Consider the following 19,826-nt stretch of genomic DNA (forward strand, 5'->3'; position numbering starts at 1 on the left):
TTGGGGACTGGGAATTTCAACACCCAATACCAATCCCCAATACCCAATACCCAGTACCCAATCCTCAATACCCAATAACCAAAAAAGGAGAATAATCATGGCTTACAAAATTATTACTAGCCAATGTATTTCCTGCAATCTCTGTTTGTCTGTCTGTCCTACTAATGCAATTAAGGTAGTTGACGGACAGCACTGGATTGACCCTGAACTTTGCACAAACTGCGTTGGTAGTATTCATACTGTGCCTCAGTGTAAAGCTGGTTGTCCCACCTGTAATGGTTGCGTCAATCAGTCCAGCGATTATTGGGAAGGCTGGTTTGCCAATTACAACCGTGTAGTTGCGAAGTTAACAAATAAACAAGATTACTGGGAAAATTGGTTTCAATGTTATTCCCAGAAATATGCTGAGCAGTTGCAAAAGCGTCAACACCATGCAGTGGCAGCAGAAGCTTGATTAAGATTCAAAAGTTAAACGGCAAGGGGTAAAGGTTAAAGGACACTGGTAATTATCCCCTTTCCCCCTTCCCCATTCCCAAATTCTTGGTTCTTGTGAAATCAAATTGGAAACAATGCAAAAGAACTGCATCTATCTCGATAATAATGCCACCACCAAGGTAGACCCGGAAGTTATAGAGGCGATGCTGCCTTACCTAACGGACTATTACGGTAATCCCTCTAGTATGCATACCTTTGGTGGGCAACTCGGTAAAGGGGTGAAAACAGCAAGAGAACAACTTGCAGCCCTTCTGGGAGCAGATGAGTCAGAAATTGTCTACACCAGTTGTGGTACTGAAGGAGATAACGCTGCGATTCGCGCTGCATTATTGGCGCACCCAGACAGGCGACACATCATCACCACGCAAGTTGAACACCCAGCGGTGTTGAATGTCTGCAAACAACTAGAAACCCAAGGTTACAGTGTTACTTATCTCTCGGTGAATCATCAGGGTCAGTTGGATTTAGATGAACTAGAAGCCTCACTGACGGGTAATACCGCCCTGGTGACGATTATGTACGCTAACAACGAAACCGGCACGGTTTTCCCAATTGAACAGATTGGGTTGCGAGTCAAAGAGTACGGTGCTATTTTCCACGTAGATGCAGTGCAAGCCGTGGGAAAAATTCCCTTGAATATGAAGACTAGCACCGTAGATATGTTAACCCTATCTGGTCATAAGATTCATGCACCCAAAGGAATTGGTGCTTTGTATGTGCGGCGTGGCGTCAGGTTCCGGCCTTTGCTAATTGGGGGACACCAAGAACGTGGGCGGCGGGCGGGAACAGAGAATGTTCCAGGAATTATTGCCCTCGGCAAAGCGGCAGAACTGGAAATGTTACATTTAGAAGAGGCGACCAAGAGAGAAAGAAGGCTGCGCGATCGCCTAGAACAAACTTTACTCGCTACAATTCCCGATTGTGTCGTTAATGGTGACTCTACGCAGAGATTGCCAAACACCACTAATATCGGCTTCAAGTATATCGAAGGCGAAGCTATCCTGTTGTCCTTGAACAAATACGGTATTTGTGCATCCTCTGGTTCTGCTTGCACCTCTGGCTCTTTGGAACCTTCCCACGTTCTCCGGGCTATGGGTTTACCCTACACAACTCTGCATGGTTCCATTCGCTTCAGCCTTTGTCGCTACACCACAGAAGCCGAAATCGATCAAGTCATCGCAGTCATGCCCGGTATTGTAGAACGTTTACGCGCTCTCTCTCCCTTCAAAAATGATGATGCAGGCTGGTTGCAAGAACAAGAGCAAGCACTGGCGGCGCATCACTAGGGACTGGGGATTAGGGGCTGGTAAAGAATTTTCCTCATCACTAATACCCTGTACCAGTACCTAATACCCAATCTAAAATCCAAAATCTAAAATCTAAAATTCATTATGTGGGACTACACAGATAAAGTATTAGAACTATTTTACGATCCCAAGAATCAGGGAGCTATCGAAGAAACGGGCGAATCTGGAGTTAAAGTTGCAACTGGAGAAATAGGTAGCATTGCTTGCGGTGATGCTTTGAGGTTGCACCTGAAAGTGGAAGTGGAATCTGATAAGATTCTAGATGCTCGCTTTCAAACCTTTGGTTGCACCAGTGCGATCGCTTCTTCTAGTGCATTAACCGAGATGATTAAGGGCTTAACTCTCGATGAAGCCTTGAAAGTCTCCAATAAAGACATTGCAGATTACCTTGGTGGATTGCCAGAAGCAAAGATGCATTGCTCTGTCATGGGACAAGAAGCACTAGAAGCAGCGATTTATAATTATCGTGGCATTCCCCTAGCTTCTCATGATGACGATGATGAAGGAGCACTAGTTTGCAGTTGCTTTGGCATCAGCGAGCCTAAGATTCGCCGCGTGATTCTAGAAAATAATCTCACTGATGCTGAACAGGTAACAAACTACGTCAAAGCTGGTGGCGGATGCGGTTCTTGTCTAGCCAATATCGATGATATTATCAAAGCAGTACAACAGGAATCTGCTGCACCTGCGCTTAACAATTATGCTCTGAAAGTTGCTACAGATATTGCTACATCTAAACAGCAATCGCAACTATCGCTAACCAACGTCCAAAAAATTGCTCTAATTCAAAAAGTTCTGGATGAAGAAGTTAGACCTGTTCTCATCGCCGATGGTGGAGATGTGGAACTGTATGACGTAGAAGGTGATCGCGTGAAAGTTTTGCTGCAAGGTGCTTGCGGTTCTTGTTCTAGTAGTACAGCAACTCTGAAGATTGCGATCGAAGCAAGATTACAAGATCGTGTCAGCAAGAGCCTTGTAGTCGAAGCAGTTTAGGAATTGCTGTAGGACTTAACGTACTCTACAAATACGCCCTAATATGCACGGCTCCAGGAGCGGAAAGTAGGATTTGAACCAGATAATTGTCTTCTCTTCAATGCTTCATACCAATTCGCCAAAAGAAAGCTACAGATTAAAATCTGACGCCTCTTAATTACGAATTACGAATTACGAATTACGAATTACGAATTACGAATTGGTATCTGTCCTACGGCTAACAGCATATAGGCAAAGAGATTAAGCGCCTAAAAAGCAAATTTCATCATCCAACTCGCTTCAAAGGAACAGGATATGAGCACATTGTACGACAAACTTGGTGGACAACCAGCTATTGAGCAAATAGTAGATGAACTCCACAAACGCATTGCAACAGACAGCATCCTCAATCACTTTTTTGCTGGTACAGATATGGCCAAGCAGCGTAATCATCTAGTTGCTTTCTTATCTGAGATTTTTGAGGGGCCAAAGCAATACGCCGGTCGTCCAATGGACAAAACACACGCAGGGATGAATTTACAGCAACAACACTTCGATGAGATCGCTAAGCTCCTGAGTGAATCAATGGCTGCGCGTGGAGAGTCGCCAGAAGACACCAAAGCTGCACTAGAGCGCGTATCAAATTTTAAGGGCGCTATTTTGAACAAGTAATAGGACTTATGCATTGATTGTTGACAAATAGCAAAGTCAAGTCCTACTTGATCTTTCCAGCCAATGCACATTATGACGTATTTGTAAATTGCGTAATTTCTTTGTTCTTTGTCAAAACAAATGACAAAGGACAAAGAGAGAAATCTGAGCGCCGGCTTCCGGCGAGCAGAACTTCGGGGACAAAAAAGAAAAGAAATTTAACCAGGAAATATATGTACTTGCTTTCAATCATTTTAGCTGTGGAGCGATCGCCCCCAAAGGCGACGTTCTACATACCCTCACTGCTGTAGCTCAACAGGTGTGAGAGCCAACAAACCCAAAAAACCCACCAACCAATTGCAGGAAAACACGAACCATGACTGATGAAAACATTAGACAGATAGCTTTCTACGGTAAGGGCGGTATCGGTAAATCTACCACTTCCCAAAACACCTTAGCAGCTATGGCAGAAATGGGCCAACGCATCCTCATCGTCGGTTGCGACCCCAAAGCTGACTCCACCCGTTTGATGCTGCACAGCAAAGCTCAAACAACCGTTCTTCACCTCGCCGCAGAACGTGGTGCAGTAGAAGATATCGAAATCGAAGAAGTAATGTTAACCGGTTTCCGTAACGTTCGTTGCGTAGAATCTGGTGGGCCAGAACCCGGTGTAGGTTGCGCCGGTCGTGGTATTATCACCGCCATCAACTTCTTAGAAGAAAACGGTGCTTACCAAGACCTAGACTTTGTATCTTACGACGTATTAGGTGACGTTGTATGCGGTGGTTTCGCTATGCCTATCCGCGAAGGTAAGGCACAAGAAATCTACATCGTGACATCTGGTGAAATGATGGCGATGTATGCTGCTAACAACATTGCTCGTGGTGTTCTTAAGTATGCTCACACTGGTGGTGTGCGTTTGGGTGGTTTGATTTGTAACAGCCGTAACACAGACCGAGAAATCGAACTGATCGAAACCTTGGCAAAACGGTTGAACACCCAAATGATTCACTACGTACCTCGTGACAACATTGTTCAACACGCAGAATTGCGCCGGATGACTGTTAACGAGTACGCACCTGAAAGCAATCAAGCTAACGAATATCGGATTTTGGCTCAGAAAATTATCGACAACAAGAATCTGGCTATTCCTACACCCATCGAAATGGAAGAACTAGAAGAACTGTTGATTGAATTCGGTATTCTCGAAAGCGACGAAAATGCTGCCAAGTTAGTTGGTAAGACTGCTGCTGAAGCTCCTGTAGTCTAAGTCGCTGCTAAGAAATAACGCTTTAGCACAAGGAAAAAGGAAGGTTTCATATCTTCCCTTTTACCCTCTCCCTAGCATCTCCCCCCTAATCTTAGAGGGGACTCCTAGTCCCCCTATGCCCCGATCCTTACGAGTCACAGAGGCTAAGTATGACACCTCCCGAAAACCAAAACATCATCGAAGAAAGAAAAGAACTAATTAAAGAAGTTCTAGACGCTTACCCCGATAAAGCTAAGAAAAAACGGGAAAAGCACTTAAGTGTATATGAAGAAGGTAAGTCCGACTGCGGCGTTAAGTCTAACATCAAATCTCTTCCTGGTGTAATGACCGCTCGTGGTTGTGCTTATGCCGGTTCAAAAGGTGTGGTTTGGGGCCCTATCAAGGACATGATCCACATCAGCCACGGGCCTGTAGGTTGCGGTTACTGGTCTTGGTCTGGTCGTCGTAACTACTACATTGGTACTACAGGTATTGATACCTTTGGTACTATGCATTTCACCTCCGACTTCCAAGAACGCGATATCGTTTTCGGTGGTGACAAAAAACTCGTCAAGTTAATCCAAGAACTTGATGTACTTTTCCCCCTCAACCGTGGTGTTTCCATTCAATCTGAATGTCCCATCGGTCTAATTGGGGATGACATCGAAGCTGTTGCCAGAAAAACATCGAAAGAAATTGGCAAGCCAGTTGTTCCCGTTCGTTGCGAAGGCTTCCGGGGTGTTTCCCAATCTTTGGGACACCACATTGCTAACGACATGGTTCGTGACTGGGTATTCACCAGAGCAGACCAAGCCAAGAAAGACGGCACACTACAGTTTGAAGGCACTCCCTATGACGTAGCCATCATTGGTGACTACAACATTGGTGGAGATGCTTGGGCGAGCCGCATCCTGCTAGAAGAAATCGGCTTGCGCGTAGTCGCTCAGTGGTCAGGTGATGGCACCATCAACGAAATGTTGATGACCCCCAACGTGAAGATGAACCTCATCCACTGTTATCGGTCGATGAACTACATCAGCCGTCACATGGAAGAAGCTTACGGTATACCCTGGTTGGAATACAACTTCTTCGGCCCCACCAAGATTGCTGAATCTTTACGGGAAATCGCTTCTAAGTTTGACGAAACAATCCAAGCAAACGCTGAGAAGGTAATCGCCAAATACCAGCCAACAATGGATGCGGTAGTCGCTAAGTACCGCCCCCGCTTGGAAGGTAAGACTGTCGCCATCATGGTTGGTGGTCTACGTCCTCGCCACGTTGTCCCAGCTTTCCAAGACTTGGGCATGAAGATGATTGGTACAGGTTATGAGTTCGCTCATAACGATGACTACAAACGTACCACTCACTACATCGAAAACGGCACCATCGTTTATGACGACGTTACCGCTTACGAATTCGAGGAATTTATCAAAGCGCTGAAGCCTGACCTCGTAGCTTCTGGTGTGAAAGAGAAGTACGTCTTCCAAAAGATGGGTCTTCCTTTCCGTCAAATGCACTCTTGGGATTACTCCGGCCCTTATCACGGTTATGACGGCTTTGCCATCTTTGCTCGTGACATGGATTTGGCACTCAACAGCCCAACCTGGGGATTAATCGGCGCTCCTTGGAATGAGAAGGCTAAGGCTGAAGCTAAAGCTAAGGCTGCCGTTTAGGTAAAAGGGAGAGAGAAGTAAGGATAGCCTGGGGTTTTAACCCCAGGGGGGAGTAGAAAGTAGGGAATTAACACTCACCACTTCCCACTCCCCATCCCCAACTCTTGTTACTAGCTCCCACCTCAAGTCCTCATTCCTCAACTAGAAAATACAGAAAGCTTGGAGATCCACCAAATGCCTCAGAATCCAGAAAAAATTCAAGACCACGTTGAGCTATTCCACCAGCCGGAGTATCAACAGCTATTTGAAAACAAAAAGCAGTTTGAAAACGGTCACGACCCCGAAGAAGTAAAACGGGTTTCAGAGTGGACAAAGGGTTGGGATTATCGGGAAAAGAACTTCGCTCGTGAAGCTTTAACCGTTAACCCTGCTAAAGGTTGTCAACCATTGGGAGCAATCTTTGCTGCTGTTGGTTTTGAAGGCACTCTACCTTTTGTTCAAGGTTCTCAAGGTTGCGTTGCTTACTTCCGCACCCACTTAACCCGTCACTACAAAGAACCATTCTCTGGTGTATCTTCTTCAATGACTGAAGATGCAGCGGTGTTTGGTGGTCTGCAAAACATGATTGACGGGTTGGCGAACTCTTACCAACTCTACAAGCCCAAGATGATTGCTGTCTGCACCACCTGTATGGCAGAAGTAATTGGTGATGACTTACAAGCCTTCATCAACAACTCTAAGCAAGCTGGTTCAGTTCCTCAAGATTTCCCAGTACCCTACGCTCACACTCCTAGCTTTGTTGGTTCCCACATCACTGGCTACGACAACATGATGAAGGGAATTCTTTCTAACCTAACAGCAGGTCATAAGAAAGAAACCAGCAATGGCAAGATTAACTTCATCCCAGGTTTTGACACCTACGTAGGCAACAACCGGGAAATTAAGCGGATTGCTTCCCTGTTTGGCTTTGACTACACAATTCTCGCTGATAACAGCGACTACCTGGATTCACCCAACACAGGTGAGTTCGATATGTACCCAGGTGGTACAAAGCTGGAAGATGCAGCAGATTCAATTAATGCTAAAGCTACAGTTGCTCTGCAAGCACACTCCACACCCAAAACCCGTGAGTACATCGAAAAAGAGTGGAAGCAACCAACCGTAGTTTCCCGTCCTTGGGGCATTAAGGGTACTGATGAGTTCTTGATGAAACTCAGCGAACTGAGTGGTATACCGATTCCCAAAGAATTGGAAATTGAACGCGGTCGGGCAGTTGATGCCATGACTGACTCTCACTCATGGATTCACGGCAAGCGTTTTGCTATCTACGGCGAACCAGATTTAGTTTACAGCGTAGTAGGCTTCATGCTGGAAATGGGTGCTGAACCTGTGCATATCTTGGTTCACAACAGCAACGAAGTATTTGAAGCAGAAATGAAAGAACTGCTTGCTTCTAGCCCCTTTGGTAAGAATGCAACTGTTTGGCCTGGTAAAGACCTGTGGCACATGCGTTCATTACTGTTCACCGAACCCGTAGACTTCCTCGTTGGTAACACCTACGGTAAGTACCTGTGGCGCGACACCAAGATTCCCCTCGTGAGAATTGGCTATCCTATCATGGATCGTCACCACCTACACCGCTACAGCACCATCGGCTATCAAGGTGTGATCAATCTGCTCAACTGGACTGTAAATACCCTGTTTGAGGAAATTGATCGCAACACCAATATCCCATCCAAAACCGATATTTCCTACGACTTGATTCGTTAGGAATTTTGTAAACGCACAGCGTGCTAACAAAGGTTAGAAAATAATTCATAATTACGAATTACGAATTATTTTCACCTTTTCTTTCTAGCATTTACCCAAGGTATCTATAAATGGAAACCATTAATCACACTCACGAACACACTCACACTCATCCTAATTACCATCCACCCAACCATAAAAGACGAGGGTGGTTCAACAATCTTCTTAATCCGTTGCGTCGTGTGGTGGATGGAATTCAGGTTAATAATAATCGCATCGCTCATTTAATTTGTCAAACAATTCCTTGTTGTTGTCCTTTTGAGCGGAAAATTAACCTATTTGGACGAACCTTCCATATTCCAGCACTGTGCAAACTCAATCCTTTATATAACGAATTTGTCGGATTGCGTTTCCGTGCTTTATCTTATCTCGCCGATGAATGTGGCGAAGATGTCACAAAATACATTTGCTAGTTATTAGTCATTAGTCATTGGTCATTAGTCATTGGTTATTCAAAGGACAAATGACAATTAACACTTCAGCACGAGAAGAGAGATGAAAAGCACCCAAGGCAAAATCAACGAGCTGCTCAGTGAGTCAGGATGTGAGCATAATCAGCATAAACAAACGGAAAAGAAAAATAAGTCTTGCACACAACAGGCACAACCTGGCGCGGCTCAAGGGGGCTGTGCCTTTGATGGTGCAATGATTGCCCTTGTACCGATCGCGGATGCTGCTCATTTAGTCCACGGGCCGATCGCCTGTGCTGGTAACTCCTGGGGCAGTCGTGGTAGTCTCTCCTCTGGGCCCCAACTCTACAAGATGGGCTTTACGACTGACTTGGGTGAAAACGATGTCATCTTCGGTGGCGAAAAAAAGCTCTATAAAGCGATTCTGGAAATCAAAGAGCGCTACCAACCCGCAGCGGTATTTGTTTATGCTACTTGCGTTACAGCCCTGATTGGCGATGATATTGATGCTGTCTGCAAAGCTGCTGCTGAGAAAATTGGTATTCCTGTTGTCCCGGTAATTGCTCCAGGATTTATTGGGAGCAAAAATCTAGGGAACCGTTTTGGTGGTGAAGCTTTGCTGGAATATGTTGTCGGAACAGCAGAACCGGAACATACAACGCCCTATGATATTAATTTAATCGGTGAATATAACATCGCCGGGGAAATGTGGGGAGTAACACCACTGTTAGAAAAACTAGGCATCCGTATTTTGTCCAAAATTACGGGCGATGCTCGCTACGATGAAATTCGCTACGCCCATCGTGCCAAGCTCAACGTGATGATTTGCTCACGAGCGCTGCTCAACATGGCGAGAAAGATGGAGGAGCGTTACAACATCCCCTACATTGAAGAGTCTTTCTACGGCATCGATGATATGAATCGCTGTCTGCGAAATATTGCTGCTAAATTAGGTGATAGCGAAGCGTTAGCGAGTCATCGAGCGTCTCCTGATTTGCAAGAGCGGACAGAAAAGCTGATTGCAGACGAAACTGCGGCTCTAGATTTGGCATTGGCTCCCTATCGTGCTCGACTCAAAGGTAAGCGTGTTGTCTTATATACAGGTGGTGTCAAGAGTTGGTCGATTATTTCGGCTGCTAAGGACTTGGGGATAGAAGTTGTTGCTACCAGTACTAGAAAAAGTACTGAGGAAGATAAAGCCAAAATCAAGAAGTTGATCGGCAATGATGGCATCATGTTAGAGAAGGGCAACGCTCAGGAATTGCTCCAACTGGTTAAAGACACTCGCGCAGATATGCTGATTGCTGGTGGACGCAACCAATACACCGCTCTGAAAGCCCGGATTCCTTTCCTCGATATCAACCAAGAACGTCACCATCCTTATGCAGGTTATGTAGGGATGATCGAGATGGCACGGGAACTATATGAAGCTCTGTATAGCCCCATTTGGGAGCAAATACGTAAGCCTGCGCCTTGGGATAGCGAAGCGTTAGCGAGTCATCGAGCGTCTGAGGAGGTAGTTTAATGGCGATAGTGACCGTTCCTAACAAATCACTAACAGTTAATCCCCTCAAGCAAAGCCAAGCCTTAGGTGCAACCTTAGCTTTTTTGGGATTAAAGGGGACGATGCCCCTATTCCACGGTTCTCAAGGTTGTACTGCTTTCGCCAAAGTTGTCTTAGTGCGGCATTTTAGAGAGGCGATTCCTCTAGCTACGACAGCGATGACGGAAGTTACTACTATCTTGGGTGGCGAAGAGAATGTAGAACAGGCAATTCTCACGCTGGTAGAAAAGGCTAATCCAGAAATTATTGGTCTATGCACCACAGGGTTGACGGAAACTAGAGGGGACGATATTGAGGGCTTTCTCAAAGAGATTCGCGATCGCCATCCTGAGCTGAATGATTTGGCGATCGTTTTTGCTCCTACCCCAGATTTTAAAGGTGCGTTACAAGATGGCTTTGCTGTTGCTGTCGAGAGTATAGTCCAGGAAATTCCTAGAGCAGGTGGAATCAGAACCGAGCAAGTAACGATTTTGGCGGGTTCTGCCTTCACACCAGGTGATGTACAGGAAGTCAAAGAGATGGTGACAGCCTTTGGAATGACACCCATCTTTGTACCTGACCTTGGTGCTTCCCTTGATGGACATTTAGAGGATGCCTATAGTGCTGTCACAGTCAGCGGCACTACGTTAAAACAGCTACGAGATGTAGGTAGTTCTGCTTTCACCTTGGCATTAGGCGAGAGTATGCGAGGTGCTGCAAAGATTCTTGAAGAACGGTTTGGCACACCCTACGAGGTGTTTGGTGAACTGACTGGATTAGAACCAGTAGACGAGTTCTTGCAAGCATTGGCGATTCTTAGTGGTAATAGCGTCCCAGAAAAATACCGTCGCCAACGCCGTCAGTTGCAAGATGCCATGCTGGACACTCACTTTTACTTTGGTGCTAAGCGAGTTTCCTTAGCGCTAGAACCAGACTTGTTGTGGTCAACTGTGTGTTTCCTGCAATCGATGGGAACTCAGATTCATGCTGCGGTGACAACAACGCGATCGCCATTGCTAGAAAAGCTCCCGGTTAAAAGCGTCACCATTGGTGATTTGGAAGACTTTGAGAGTTTGGCAACCGGGTCTGATTTACTTATTGGTAACTCGAATGTCAGAGCGATCGCTAAACGTCTTTCGGTTCCTCTTTATCGTCTAGGCTTGCCTATTTATGACCGCTTAGGTAATGGTCAATTTACTAAAGTAGGCTACCGAGGCACAATGGAGCTTTTGTTTGGTATTGGCAACTTATTTTTAGAACAAGAAGAGTCAAGAGTTATTAGTCAAGGGTCATTAGTCAAGAGTCATTAGTTAAAGTTAATTACTTTGGATTTTTGACTCCGTAAAGCGGTAGATAAAGGACAAATTAGGATGAAAATTGCCTTCACGACGAGTGACCGAGTTCATATTAATGCTCACTTCGGATGGGCAAGAATGATTGATGTTTACGAAATTTCCGATGAGGGATATCACTTCATAGAAACCCTCAACTTTGAAGGCGACCTGAAAGAAGATGGGAACGAGGACAAAATCACCCCAAAACTTGATGCGATCGTTGACTGTACGATTGTTTACGTAACAGCAATTGGTGGAAGTGCGGCGGCTCGTTTAATCAAGAAAGGTGTCACCCCAGTGAAGGCGCGATCGGAAGAGGAAGAAATTAGCGAAGTCCTAAATAAGCTAGTGCAAACCCTCAAAGGCAACCCTCCGCCTTGGCTGCGTAAAGCTTTACAGCAAAAACCCTCAAATTTTGCCGATGAAGTTGAAGATGAAGCAACAGTATGACCACAAATAATAGTGTTAACGGAACTGCTACAACCGAAGTCTTGAACTCGCCTTTCCTCAAGGTATTAATTAAACAAATCCGGGGTCAAGACAGTTATGGAGTTTATCGTAATTGGTCGGATGAGTTAATTCTCAAACCTTTTGTTGTTAGCAAACAAAAGAAACGTGAAATATCTGTTGAAGGTGAAGTTGATCCGATAACTCAAGCTCGGATTATGGCATTTTTTCGAGCTGTAGCCGCTGGTATTGAACAGGAAACAGGTCTGATATCTCAGGTTGTGGTTGATTTGAGCCATGAAGGATTTGGCTGGGCGCTAGTCTTTTCTGGACGGCTTCTACTAGCTGTAAAAACTATGCGAGATGCTCATCGTTTTGGCTTTGACTCGCTGGAAAAACTAGCAGAAGAAGGAGAAAACTTCGTCCAAAAAGGGATTAATTTGGCAAACCGCTTCCCGGAAGTTGGCAAATTATAAGAGTTCTAAGTAATAAGTGAAAGTTAATTTCTTTGTGTCTTAGTGCCTTTGTGGTAAAAAATAGCTCTTGAAATACAAAGGCACAAAGACACGAAGAGAAAATGCCAAGATTTAGGAGTGGTTGATGGTGCAAGCAAAAGAAACAAGTATTGAGGAATTAAAAGGTCAGATTAGACGCCTCAATAGCAAAGCAGGTCAAATGAAAATGGATCTGCATGATTTAGCAGAAGGACTGCCAACAGATTATCAGCAACTTATGGATGTTGCAGCTGCAACTTATGAAATCTATCGACAGTTAGATGAGCTTAAGCAACAGCTGAAAAAATTGGAGAATGTTAAATGACTGGAACTATTGATGAATTCAAGCAGCTCGTAGATACAGAGGAATTTCTGAAGTTTTTTAACTTACCCTACGACCAAAAATTTGTAAATGTAAATCGTCTACATATTTTGAAAAAGTTTTCTCAATACATCAAGGAAATTGATGAGAATTCTCCTGATTTAAGTCCAGAAGAAAGACTAAATCAATATTCTGTAGCTTTGCAAAAAGCCTATCAAGTATTTCTCGAATCAACACCTCACGAACAAAAGCTGTTCAAAGTGTTTAATGACAAGCCGAAAAATGTAGTCACACTGACAGAAATCACTTCTGATTAGGAGGTAAAAATTGGTAAACCTGACGCCTACCGAATTAGAACGCTATCGTCGTCAAATGATGCTCCCGAATTTTGGCGAAGTAGCACAGAAGCGTTTGAAGTCGGCGACTGTTCTGGTTACAGGTGTGGGGGGATTAGGCGGTACGGCGGCGCTTTATTTAGCAGTAGCGGGCGTCGGCAGGCTAATCTTAGTCCGGGGTGGTGACTTGCGGATGGATGATATGAATCGTCAGGTTCTCATGACGGATGATTGGGTAGGTAAGCCAAGGGTATTTAAAGCTAAAGAAACTCTGGATGCTATTAATCCTGATGTCCAAGTGGAAACTGTTCATGATTACATCACCTCGGAAAATGTAGATTCGTTGGTGCAATCCGCTGATATGGCGCTTGATTGTGCCCACAATTTTGCGGAGCGCAATTTGCTCAATGAAGCTTGTGTGCGCTGGCGTAAGCCAATGGTAGAGGCTGCAATGGACGGGATGGAAGCTTACCTGACTACGATTATTCCTGGTGTGACTCCTTGTTTATCCTGTCTGTTTCCAGAGAAACCTGATTGGGATCGGCGCGGCTTTTCGGTTCTAGGTGCTGTTTCTGGGACACTAGCTTGTCTAACGGCACTGGAGGCTATTAAGCTGATCACCGGGTTTAGTCAACCTCTATTGTCGCAATTGCTGACAATTGATCTGGGTCGGATGGAATTTGCCAAGCGCCGTTCTTACCGCGATCGCTCTTGTCCAGTATGTGGTAACAACGCACCTTGGAGACAAGCGCAATCCAAATCAATGGAACCCAGCAGTATTGCACAAAATAGCTAATTTGACCTCCACCTGTAATCAAAACAATCACTCGCTACAATTCAGGAGATTTGATGACCGTTACTTTGTCAGAAAAAGCAGAATTTCATCTGCGGGCATTCCTGCGAGGTTCAGCTCCCGACGCTAATGGCGCAACTAAAGGTGTTCGCATCTCCGTGAAAGATGGTGGTTGCAGTGGCTATGAGTATGCGATCGATATCACCAGCAAACCACAACCTGGTGATTTGATACTCCAACAAGGCAAGGTACTGGTTTACGTGGATGCCAAAAGTGCGCCTCTATTAGAAGGCGTTGTAGTTGACTTTGTTGAGGGAGTGATGGAAAGCGGCTTTAAGTTCGTCAATCCTAATGCAACTGATACCTGCGGTTGTGGAAAGTCCTTCAAAGCTGGTGACTGTACGCCTACTGGAACCCCCTGTAGCTAATACTATTTGGGACTTTGAAAGACACTAGTATTGAGGTTTTTCTCAGTTCCGTTAGCATCAAATCTCACTGTGGCGGCTTCTCGTAAATGCCCAAAGAGTAGGATAGGTAAACTCAACAGCTTCGGGAATTAAATCTAATCGTATAACCTTTGAGGAGAATCACAAAATGGCCAGCTACCAAGTTAGATTGATCAGCAAAAAAGAAAACTTCGACACCACAATTGAAGTTGACGAAGATACTACCATTTTGGCAGCAGCAGAAGAAAATGGTATTGAGTTACCTTTCTCTTGTCACGCAGGTTCTTGTTCTAGTTGTGTTGGTAAAGTCGTTGATGGTGAAGTCGATCAATCTGATCAAATTTTCCTAGATGACGAGCAAATGTCGAAAGGATTCGCCCTACTTTGCGTTACTTATCCTCGTTCTAATTGCACGATTAAGACACATCAAGAACCTTATCTCGTCTAAAAGCTTGAGCAAACTGCTATTCTTAGCAATCTTTGAAATCTTAGCTTGAAAAAGGATGAAGGATGCAAAACATTCTTCATCCTTAATCTTTTATGGTTAATAACTTAAATGTATATCCCTTTTAGTGTGACTGGCTGCTCATTAGAATTGTTGAGAACAGGAGAGCAAGGAATCGTAGTTTTCTCTAAAACTCATGATCAAACTATTTTGGAAAAACTGAGATCAATGGGAATAACACCAGGAACTATTATTACTTTAGAACAACAGTTTCCCTCTGCAATTATCCAAGTTGGAAATATACTTTTCCCAATAGATCAAGAAAGTATTCGTGCTATTTATGTCCGTGTTATTGATAGTTGATCATCAACTATATTTATAAGTTTTATTTGCCTTGTCTTTACTTTAAAGGCTTTATATAGACGAGGGACTAATCTATATATTATGAATGTAACTTAGTACAAGAAACAAAGCGACTTACATTTGCTAGTAAGTCGCTTATTTTTTAATCAACAGCAACTATCACATCTGATGACTTAATAACAGCATAAGCTTCCTTACCCTCGGCAAGTCCCAGCTTTTCTGCCGATGATTTTGTAATTATTGACACTAGCTCTACTCCTGGTGCGAGTTCTAGAGTTACTTCAGTATTAACCGAACCATGTACAACTTTTTTTACAGTGCCTTTAAGAGAGTTGCGAGCGCTGATTTCCATTTTTTACCTTTTTTTAATTACGTCTAAACTAAACTATCAAATTAGACTTTTAAAAGCGTAGTTTTTTGGTTTTTCTTAATAAAAAAACACGCCTACAAGCGAAAAATTTTGTGATGGAGGTAGATTTGACGCTGTGGGAAACGTTTGTTACTTCCTAAAAAGTTGTAAATTCTGCTGCTTTTTTAGAATTTTTTAATATTTTTATTGAGATACGTTTGGAGAACTTTATAAATGATTCATAATTTAAAATTATTAAAGTGATAATATATAACTAAGCTAAATTTTTGCTAGTCAACTAGACTTTAGCAAAAAGTATTTCTAGAGTGATATCAAATATTTCTGCTTGAGTATTAGGTAAATATTATAAATAGGCAGGAAGTGAGATACACTCAACATCAAACAAGATGTCCTACCAAAAACTAGTCAAATTTATGAAGTTTTGAGATAGATTCAATGCTTCCGAAAAGTCATGTTGCATTTCTGTAACTACTTTTAAGACGACGGATCAAGTTTCTATTCTCTTAATTATGGTGTGAGTACTAAAAGGACTATTAAAGCTAGAGGCTTAGTAGATATTGAAGTAGAAGCTAGTTTTTATGGCGCAACACAACCAGAAAAAACAGCAACCTAATTTATGACAATTAGTAGCTACGCTCGAATAACTAATTGTATAGATTTTTTTGATTATGGTGGGTAATTCCCACCATTACATTTTCTGAGCAAATTGAACTTGGTAATTACTTACAATTTTTGGTAATTCACGAACACTATGAGTCAAGTAAGTAAGCAAAGTTTGAGTGAAGCAACAAACCAGTGGCTAATAGCAAAAGGCTATAATCCTGAGATTTTAAATCAGCCAGGTGAAAATGGTGACACAGCTTTAATGAAAGCTACAAGGGAAGGAGTATATGTAGTAGTTCAAGAACTGATTGAAGCAGGTGCGGATATCAATGCTAGAAATAGCGATGCCTCCGGCGGGCTACGCCTACGCAACAATGCTTTATGGTTTGCTTGTTTTGGCAATCATTACGATTTAATTCATTTATTGCTTGCTGCCAACATTGATATTAACAACCAAAATGATAATGGTGCAACTGTTTTAATGTATGCAGCATCATCTGGCAAAACAGAAGTTGTAAAGTTGCTTTTACAGTATTATCCTAACATGCATTTGAAGAACTTAGACGACTATAAAGCTATAGATTTTGCTAGTAATTTGGAAGTTCTAAGGATACTCAAAAATGCCATCAAATGAGATATCAAGTAAAGCCTATCATGAATCTACCAAGCATTCTTACTTATCAGTACAACTTGATCCAAATTATGTAGATGCTTCAACTCAAACATCTGCATTTAAAGTTTATCCAAACTTTTATCGAAGGGTGAGATTAGATTTTAATAATCTTGTTCACTCTTTTATCGGGTTAACTAGTGCAGTTACCCTTGAGAAAGTGTATAAAGATGGTTGCTCTAAACTGCGGGTAAATCCATCAGCAGGCGCTCTGTATCCTACGGAAGTTTACGTACAGGTTCGCGGCATCCAGGGATTAGTAGATGGCATATATCATCTAGAAGTTGAGAATAATTGTCTAACACTTATCTATGAATTAATTGATGATGGGTTAGAGAGTTATATTATACCGGGTAAAAGTATCAAGGGATTCATCTTTTTAATTAGTTGTGTTTATTATAGGTCTAGCTGGAAATATAAAAACAGGAGCATGAGATATTGCTTTTTAGATAGCGGACACCATTTAGGTGCGCTCGCTGCCTCAGCTTATCTTCACGACAAAGACATACAGTTAATTTTTGACTTTGATAAACTTGCTCTCAATAACGATTTAGGATTTGAGAATAAAGAGTTTATCACCGCTTGTGCTTTTTCAGGTGAAATACAGGATAAGAAAGTCAGAAACTTAAGGATGAAAGTTCCTTTTGTTTGTGGCACAGATTATTTTGAAGCTAACCAGTTCGTTGAAGAAGGTTATCAAGTAACATCTGTGCAGAAGAGTCACCAACAGATACTCAAACAGCCTCAGTTTAACTTTGACAAGGATAAATTTTACCAAATTATTTGGAATAGACGTTCTATTAGACGTTTCCGGAAACAGTCTATTTCTCAAGAAGATTATTTATATATATTGCGGCAACTTCAGCAGCCAATACCAACAGAAAATTATGAGGAGATAGAAATTTACTCGGTTGTGCATCGAGTGGAGAAGACGTCACCTGGGTTATACAAAGGTAGGCATTTGATTAAGTTGGGTGATTTTAGTGAAAAGACAGGTTACTTATGCATTAATCAAGCGTTCGTCGAAGACGTTGGCGTATCCATCGCTAGAGATTGTGCTGTAACTTTATTTTTTGTATCTGATTATCTAAATTACCAAACTGCTATGCAAATAGCTGGTTTTCTGGGACAGAGAGTTTATCTAGCTAGTAATTATTTGGGAATTCAATGTAGTGGAATTGGTGCTTACTATGATGATGACACCAAGGAATTATTAGAAACAAATAAAGATGTACTCTATGGGATAGCAATTGGAATGTAAGTAGGAACTTCAATAGAAATGAGTAGAAAGATGTATTACTTTAATAGTGATGACTCACATCCTATACAACCGACATCTGCGGATATTATACTGCGGCAGCAACTAGAGTATTCTATTAGCAAATACTTTTATGAAGCTTGCGATCGCACCATTCAAAATCTCTTATCTAGTTGTCGGTGGTATGTCACAACCCATGCTAATGCTTTGACATTAGTAATTGAATGTCCCGATCAAGTTACTAACTGGCGAGTTTTACAAAAAATTGTGCCAATGGGGACATTACTTTACGGAATTATCAGCAGTGCTAAAATTCGTGTTTGTCCCCCAGAAACTCAGGGTATACCTTTTGAAATGAGGGTAGATGAACTCTCTGTTTATCGGGATTGGGCCTAATTCAATTTTGGATTGTTAACTAAAAGTTGATATTCTGTTTGATAAGTGCAACTACCTCTTCAAAAACCAAATCAGCAGAATGCTTAATAGCAGGACTTAACTCTAGTCCCAAACCAAGATTTGCCGCCTCAATTAAATAAACAATTACCTCTTGAGGAAAATCATTTTGAAAGATTTTCCGTCCGGCGGCTAAAGCATTATCCCAACGAAAATCGTGCAAGTTATAACTAGGTTCAGGTAAAGCTTCCAGTTCTTTTCCTGGAACTTTAAATACAGCACCCGGTTCCGAACCAGTGGAACTTGCATCAATAATTACTAATTGCTTACTACCTCTAGCTTGAAACATCACTTCCATACCTGCGGTTCCACAGTCATATACGCGCACGTTATGGTGAGGATTTTCAGCTAGATATTTTTGTAAGCGCTGAGCGATGATTACACCAACCGCGTCATCACTGCGATTGAGATTACCGCAACCAATAATAGTTAGCATGGATGAGATTTAATTGTTTAAACAGTTGCAAATTCAGTCAAAGCACCCTTCTTGAGATGATGATAGAAGTGTAAGCAGTACTCACTTACTTTAAACCCTTAACAAACATGATTTGTTACCTTTAGAACCCGATTTGAATTACTTTACCTTATATGATGTGCTTTTTCTCTAATCCTTTGTGATCAAGTCTTTTAAGACTTAACGGGAAAAGTCAGATAATTGAAGCAATTGATGAAGTCGGGCGCATAATCGAACACCAAAGGCAAGAGGGAACAAATTTTCCCGATTTGTTGGAGAGTAGCGAAAGTTTTTAAGGGGAAGGAGGATATCTGAGTATGAAACGGACTTCTTGCATCATTGCAAACATTAGCGCAACAGCAGGGGCGATTGTCTTTGGATATTTCGGAGTGCAGTACCTAGGGCGAAATACGATGTACGGCGTGGGTGGAGGAATGATCGGGCTGGGTACAGCAGCGCAATTGGTTCAGATGAAACCCCGCTCTGTGCCACAGCCAACAGTAACAATTTACGACTTTGCTGATTTGTTGGCCAAGAACGAACCACCGAAGAAACGACGGTAAGTGACGAGCGATCGCGTTTGAGTTCAATATTGAATAGGGGCGATCATATCACAATTTTAAGCTTAGTAAAGCTCAAGACAATCTAAAGTTTCGTTACTTATTAATTCTTGGATTGCCTCTGCTCCAGATCGAAGTATCGCCTCTACCTTACCGATGTTTGCATTTCCACACCTTAGCCAAATCACCTTTGGAGGCGAACCGTAAAGACGGCTTCTCTCTGCAAAGTCAGCATCTTGTGTAAGAATACAAAACCTTTCAATCTTCGCAAACTCCCAAATCTCGCTATCGCTTGCCTCTGTGATACCAATTCTGTATGAAGACGCGCCAAACTACGTCAAACTTATAGATAGGTGCATTTAGTGATTTTGTGATGAGTCGTCCATTCCAAATCGAGATTTCAGAAAGCCAAGAAGAATTGGAGAAAGCT

At 42.7% G+C, this 19,826-nt stretch carries 25 protein-coding genes; 22 read left to right on the plus strand and 3 right to left on the minus strand.

Translation table 11 applies throughout. The annotated features are described in order from the left end of the window. The first annotated feature begins 97 nt into the window (after positions 1-97). From FNW02_RS23660 to FNW02_RS23745, 18 genes are all read left to right on the plus strand, one after another. Positions 98-454: a 4Fe-4S binding protein gene (locus FNW02_RS23660; protein ID WP_191759933.1), complete on the plus strand. Its 357-nt coding sequence runs from the start codon at positions 98-100 to the stop codon at positions 452-454. A 115-nt stretch (positions 455-569) separates the two neighbouring features. Then, positions 570-1,781 (plus strand): cysteine desulfurase NifS, encoded by a 1,212-nt coding sequence (gene nifS / locus FNW02_RS23665; RefSeq protein ID WP_191759934.1) that lies wholly within the window; start codon positions 570-572, stop codon positions 1,779-1,781. Between the two features lie 105 nt (positions 1,782-1,886). Further along, on the plus strand, positions 1,887-2,795 hold the full coding sequence (gene nifU / locus FNW02_RS23670; RefSeq protein WP_191759935.1) for a Fe-S cluster assembly protein NifU: 909 nt from the start codon (positions 1,887-1,889) through the stop codon (positions 2,793-2,795). 294 nt (positions 2,796-3,089) lie between these two features. Next, the gene (locus tag FNW02_RS23675) at positions 3,090-3,446 is read left to right on the plus strand and encodes a group I truncated hemoglobin (RefSeq protein WP_191759936.1); all 357 of its coding nucleotides are present in this window, start codon (positions 3,090-3,092) and stop codon (positions 3,444-3,446) included. 355 nt (positions 3,447-3,801) lie between these two features. Beyond that, positions 3,802-4,695 carry a nitrogenase iron protein gene (gene nifH, locus FNW02_RS23680; protein ID WP_162397600.1) on the plus strand — a complete coding sequence of 298 codons (894 nt, stop codon included), beginning with the start codon at positions 3,802-3,804 and terminating at the stop codon, positions 4,693-4,695. 149 nt (positions 4,696-4,844) lie between these two features. Then, positions 4,845-6,347 (plus strand): nitrogenase molybdenum-iron protein alpha chain, encoded by a 1,503-nt coding sequence (gene nifD, locus FNW02_RS23685; protein ID WP_191759937.1) that lies wholly within the window; start codon positions 4,845-4,847, stop codon positions 6,345-6,347. Positions 6,348-6,521: 174 nt separating this feature from the next. Next, on the plus strand, positions 6,522-8,057 hold the full coding sequence (gene nifK / locus FNW02_RS23690; RefSeq protein ID WP_191759938.1) for a nitrogenase molybdenum-iron protein subunit beta: 1,536 nt from the start codon (positions 6,522-6,524) through the stop codon (positions 8,055-8,057). A gap of 110 nt (positions 8,058-8,167) precedes the next feature. Further along, positions 8,168-8,509, plus strand: a complete 342-nt coding sequence (locus tag FNW02_RS23695; protein WP_191759939.1) for a Mo-dependent nitrogenase C-terminal domain-containing protein — start codon at positions 8,168-8,170, stop codon at positions 8,507-8,509. Positions 8,510-8,591: 82 nt separating this feature from the next. Beyond that, the gene (gene nifE, locus FNW02_RS23700) at positions 8,592-10,031 is read left to right on the plus strand and encodes a nitrogenase iron-molybdenum cofactor biosynthesis protein NifE (protein ID WP_191759940.1); all 1,440 of its coding nucleotides are present in this window, start codon (positions 8,592-8,594) and stop codon (positions 10,029-10,031) included. Continuing rightward, entirely contained in the window at positions 10,031-11,359 is a 1,329-nt protein-coding gene (gene nifN / locus FNW02_RS23705) for a nitrogenase iron-molybdenum cofactor biosynthesis protein NifN (RefSeq protein ID WP_191759941.1), read from the plus strand. The genes nifE and nifN overlap by 1 nt, the downstream gene beginning before the upstream one ends. Before the next feature lie 60 nt (positions 11,360-11,419). After that, complete coding sequence (gene nifX / locus FNW02_RS23710) at positions 11,420-11,833, plus strand: nitrogen fixation protein NifX (RefSeq protein ID WP_191759942.1); 414 nt, start codon at positions 11,420-11,422, stop codon at positions 11,831-11,833. Further along, the gene (locus FNW02_RS23715) at positions 11,830-12,306 is read left to right on the plus strand and encodes a NifX-associated nitrogen fixation protein (protein ID WP_191759943.1); all 477 of its coding nucleotides are present in this window, start codon (positions 11,830-11,832) and stop codon (positions 12,304-12,306) included. The genes nifX and FNW02_RS23715 overlap by 4 nt, the downstream gene beginning before the upstream one ends. Before the next feature lie 124 nt (positions 12,307-12,430). Beyond that, positions 12,431-12,649 carry a CCE_0567 family metalloprotein gene (locus FNW02_RS23720; protein WP_191759944.1) on the plus strand — a complete coding sequence of 73 codons (219 nt, stop codon included), beginning with the start codon at positions 12,431-12,433 and terminating at the stop codon, positions 12,647-12,649. Then, entirely contained in the window at positions 12,646-12,963 is a 318-nt protein-coding gene (gene nifW / locus FNW02_RS23725) for a nitrogenase-stabilizing/protective protein NifW (protein WP_191759945.1), read from the plus strand. The genes FNW02_RS23720 and nifW overlap by 4 nt, the downstream gene beginning before the upstream one ends. Before the next feature lie 10 nt (positions 12,964-12,973). Continuing rightward, complete coding sequence (locus FNW02_RS23730; protein ID WP_191759946.1) at positions 12,974-13,777, plus strand: HesA/MoeB/ThiF family protein; 804 nt, start codon at positions 12,974-12,976, stop codon at positions 13,775-13,777. A 53-nt stretch (positions 13,778-13,830) separates the two neighbouring features. After that, entirely contained in the window at positions 13,831-14,202 is a 372-nt protein-coding gene (locus tag FNW02_RS23735; protein ID WP_191759947.1) for a HesB/IscA family protein, read from the plus strand. A gap of 166 nt (positions 14,203-14,368) precedes the next feature. Further along, a complete protein-coding gene (locus FNW02_RS23740) occupies positions 14,369-14,668 on the plus strand; it encodes a 2Fe-2S iron-sulfur cluster-binding protein (protein WP_191759948.1) in 300 nt (99 codons plus the stop codon). Positions 14,669-14,776: 108 nt separating this feature from the next. Further along, positions 14,777-15,028, plus strand: coding sequence for a FeoA family protein (locus tag FNW02_RS23745; protein WP_191759949.1), 252 nt, complete (start codon positions 14,777-14,779; stop codon positions 15,026-15,028). 142 nt (positions 15,029-15,170) lie between these two features. On the opposite strand, the gene FNW02_RS23750 is transcribed toward FNW02_RS23745, so the two are convergent. After that, complete coding sequence (locus tag FNW02_RS23750; RefSeq protein ID WP_099066363.1) at positions 15,171-15,380, minus strand: TOBE domain-containing protein; 210 nt, start codon at positions 15,378-15,380, stop codon at positions 15,171-15,173. Between the two features lie 769 nt (positions 15,381-16,149). On the opposite strand from FNW02_RS23750, the gene FNW02_RS23755 reads away from it, so the two are divergent. Genes FNW02_RS23755 through FNW02_RS23765 form a run of 3 tightly spaced genes read left to right on the plus strand, consistent with a single transcriptional unit; the run spans position 16,150 to position 18,325 of the window. Next, positions 16,150-16,635: an ankyrin repeat domain-containing protein gene (locus FNW02_RS23755; protein ID WP_191759950.1), complete on the plus strand. Its 486-nt coding sequence runs from the start codon at positions 16,150-16,152 to the stop codon at positions 16,633-16,635. Further along, the gene (locus tag FNW02_RS23760) at positions 16,622-17,932 is read left to right on the plus strand and encodes a nitroreductase family protein (protein WP_191759951.1); all 1,311 of its coding nucleotides are present in this window, start codon (positions 16,622-16,624) and stop codon (positions 17,930-17,932) included. The genes FNW02_RS23755 and FNW02_RS23760 overlap by 14 nt, the downstream gene beginning before the upstream one ends. An 18-nt stretch (positions 17,933-17,950) precedes the next feature. Next, positions 17,951-18,325, plus strand: a complete 375-nt coding sequence (locus FNW02_RS23765; protein ID WP_191759952.1) for a hypothetical protein — start codon at positions 17,951-17,953, stop codon at positions 18,323-18,325. A gap of 19 nt (positions 18,326-18,344) precedes the next feature. On the opposite strand, the gene FNW02_RS23770 is transcribed toward FNW02_RS23765, so the two are convergent. Further along, on the minus strand, positions 18,345-18,818 hold the full coding sequence (locus FNW02_RS23770) for a hydrogenase maturation protease (protein WP_191759953.1): 474 nt from the start codon (positions 18,816-18,818) through the stop codon (positions 18,345-18,347). A 335-nt stretch (positions 18,819-19,153) separates the two neighbouring features. Here FNW02_RS23770 and FNW02_RS23775 point away from each other — a divergent pair, with 335 nt between their 5' ends. After that, positions 19,154-19,399, plus strand: coding sequence for a hypothetical protein (locus tag FNW02_RS23775; protein WP_191759954.1), 246 nt, complete (start codon positions 19,154-19,156; stop codon positions 19,397-19,399). Positions 19,400-19,461: 62 nt separating this feature from the next. On the opposite strand, the gene FNW02_RS23780 is transcribed toward FNW02_RS23775, so the two are convergent. Further along, positions 19,462-19,707: a DUF5615 family PIN-like protein gene (locus FNW02_RS23780; RefSeq protein ID WP_191759959.1), complete on the minus strand. Its 246-nt coding sequence runs from the start codon at positions 19,705-19,707 to the stop codon at positions 19,462-19,464. Between the last annotated feature and the right edge of the window lie 119 nt (positions 19,708-19,826).

This window comes from Komarekiella delphini-convector SJRDD-AB1, from assembly GCF_014831675.1.
In the GTDB taxonomy this organism is placed as follows: Bacteria; Cyanobacteriota; Cyanobacteriia; order Cyanobacteriales; family Nostocaceae; genus Komarekiella.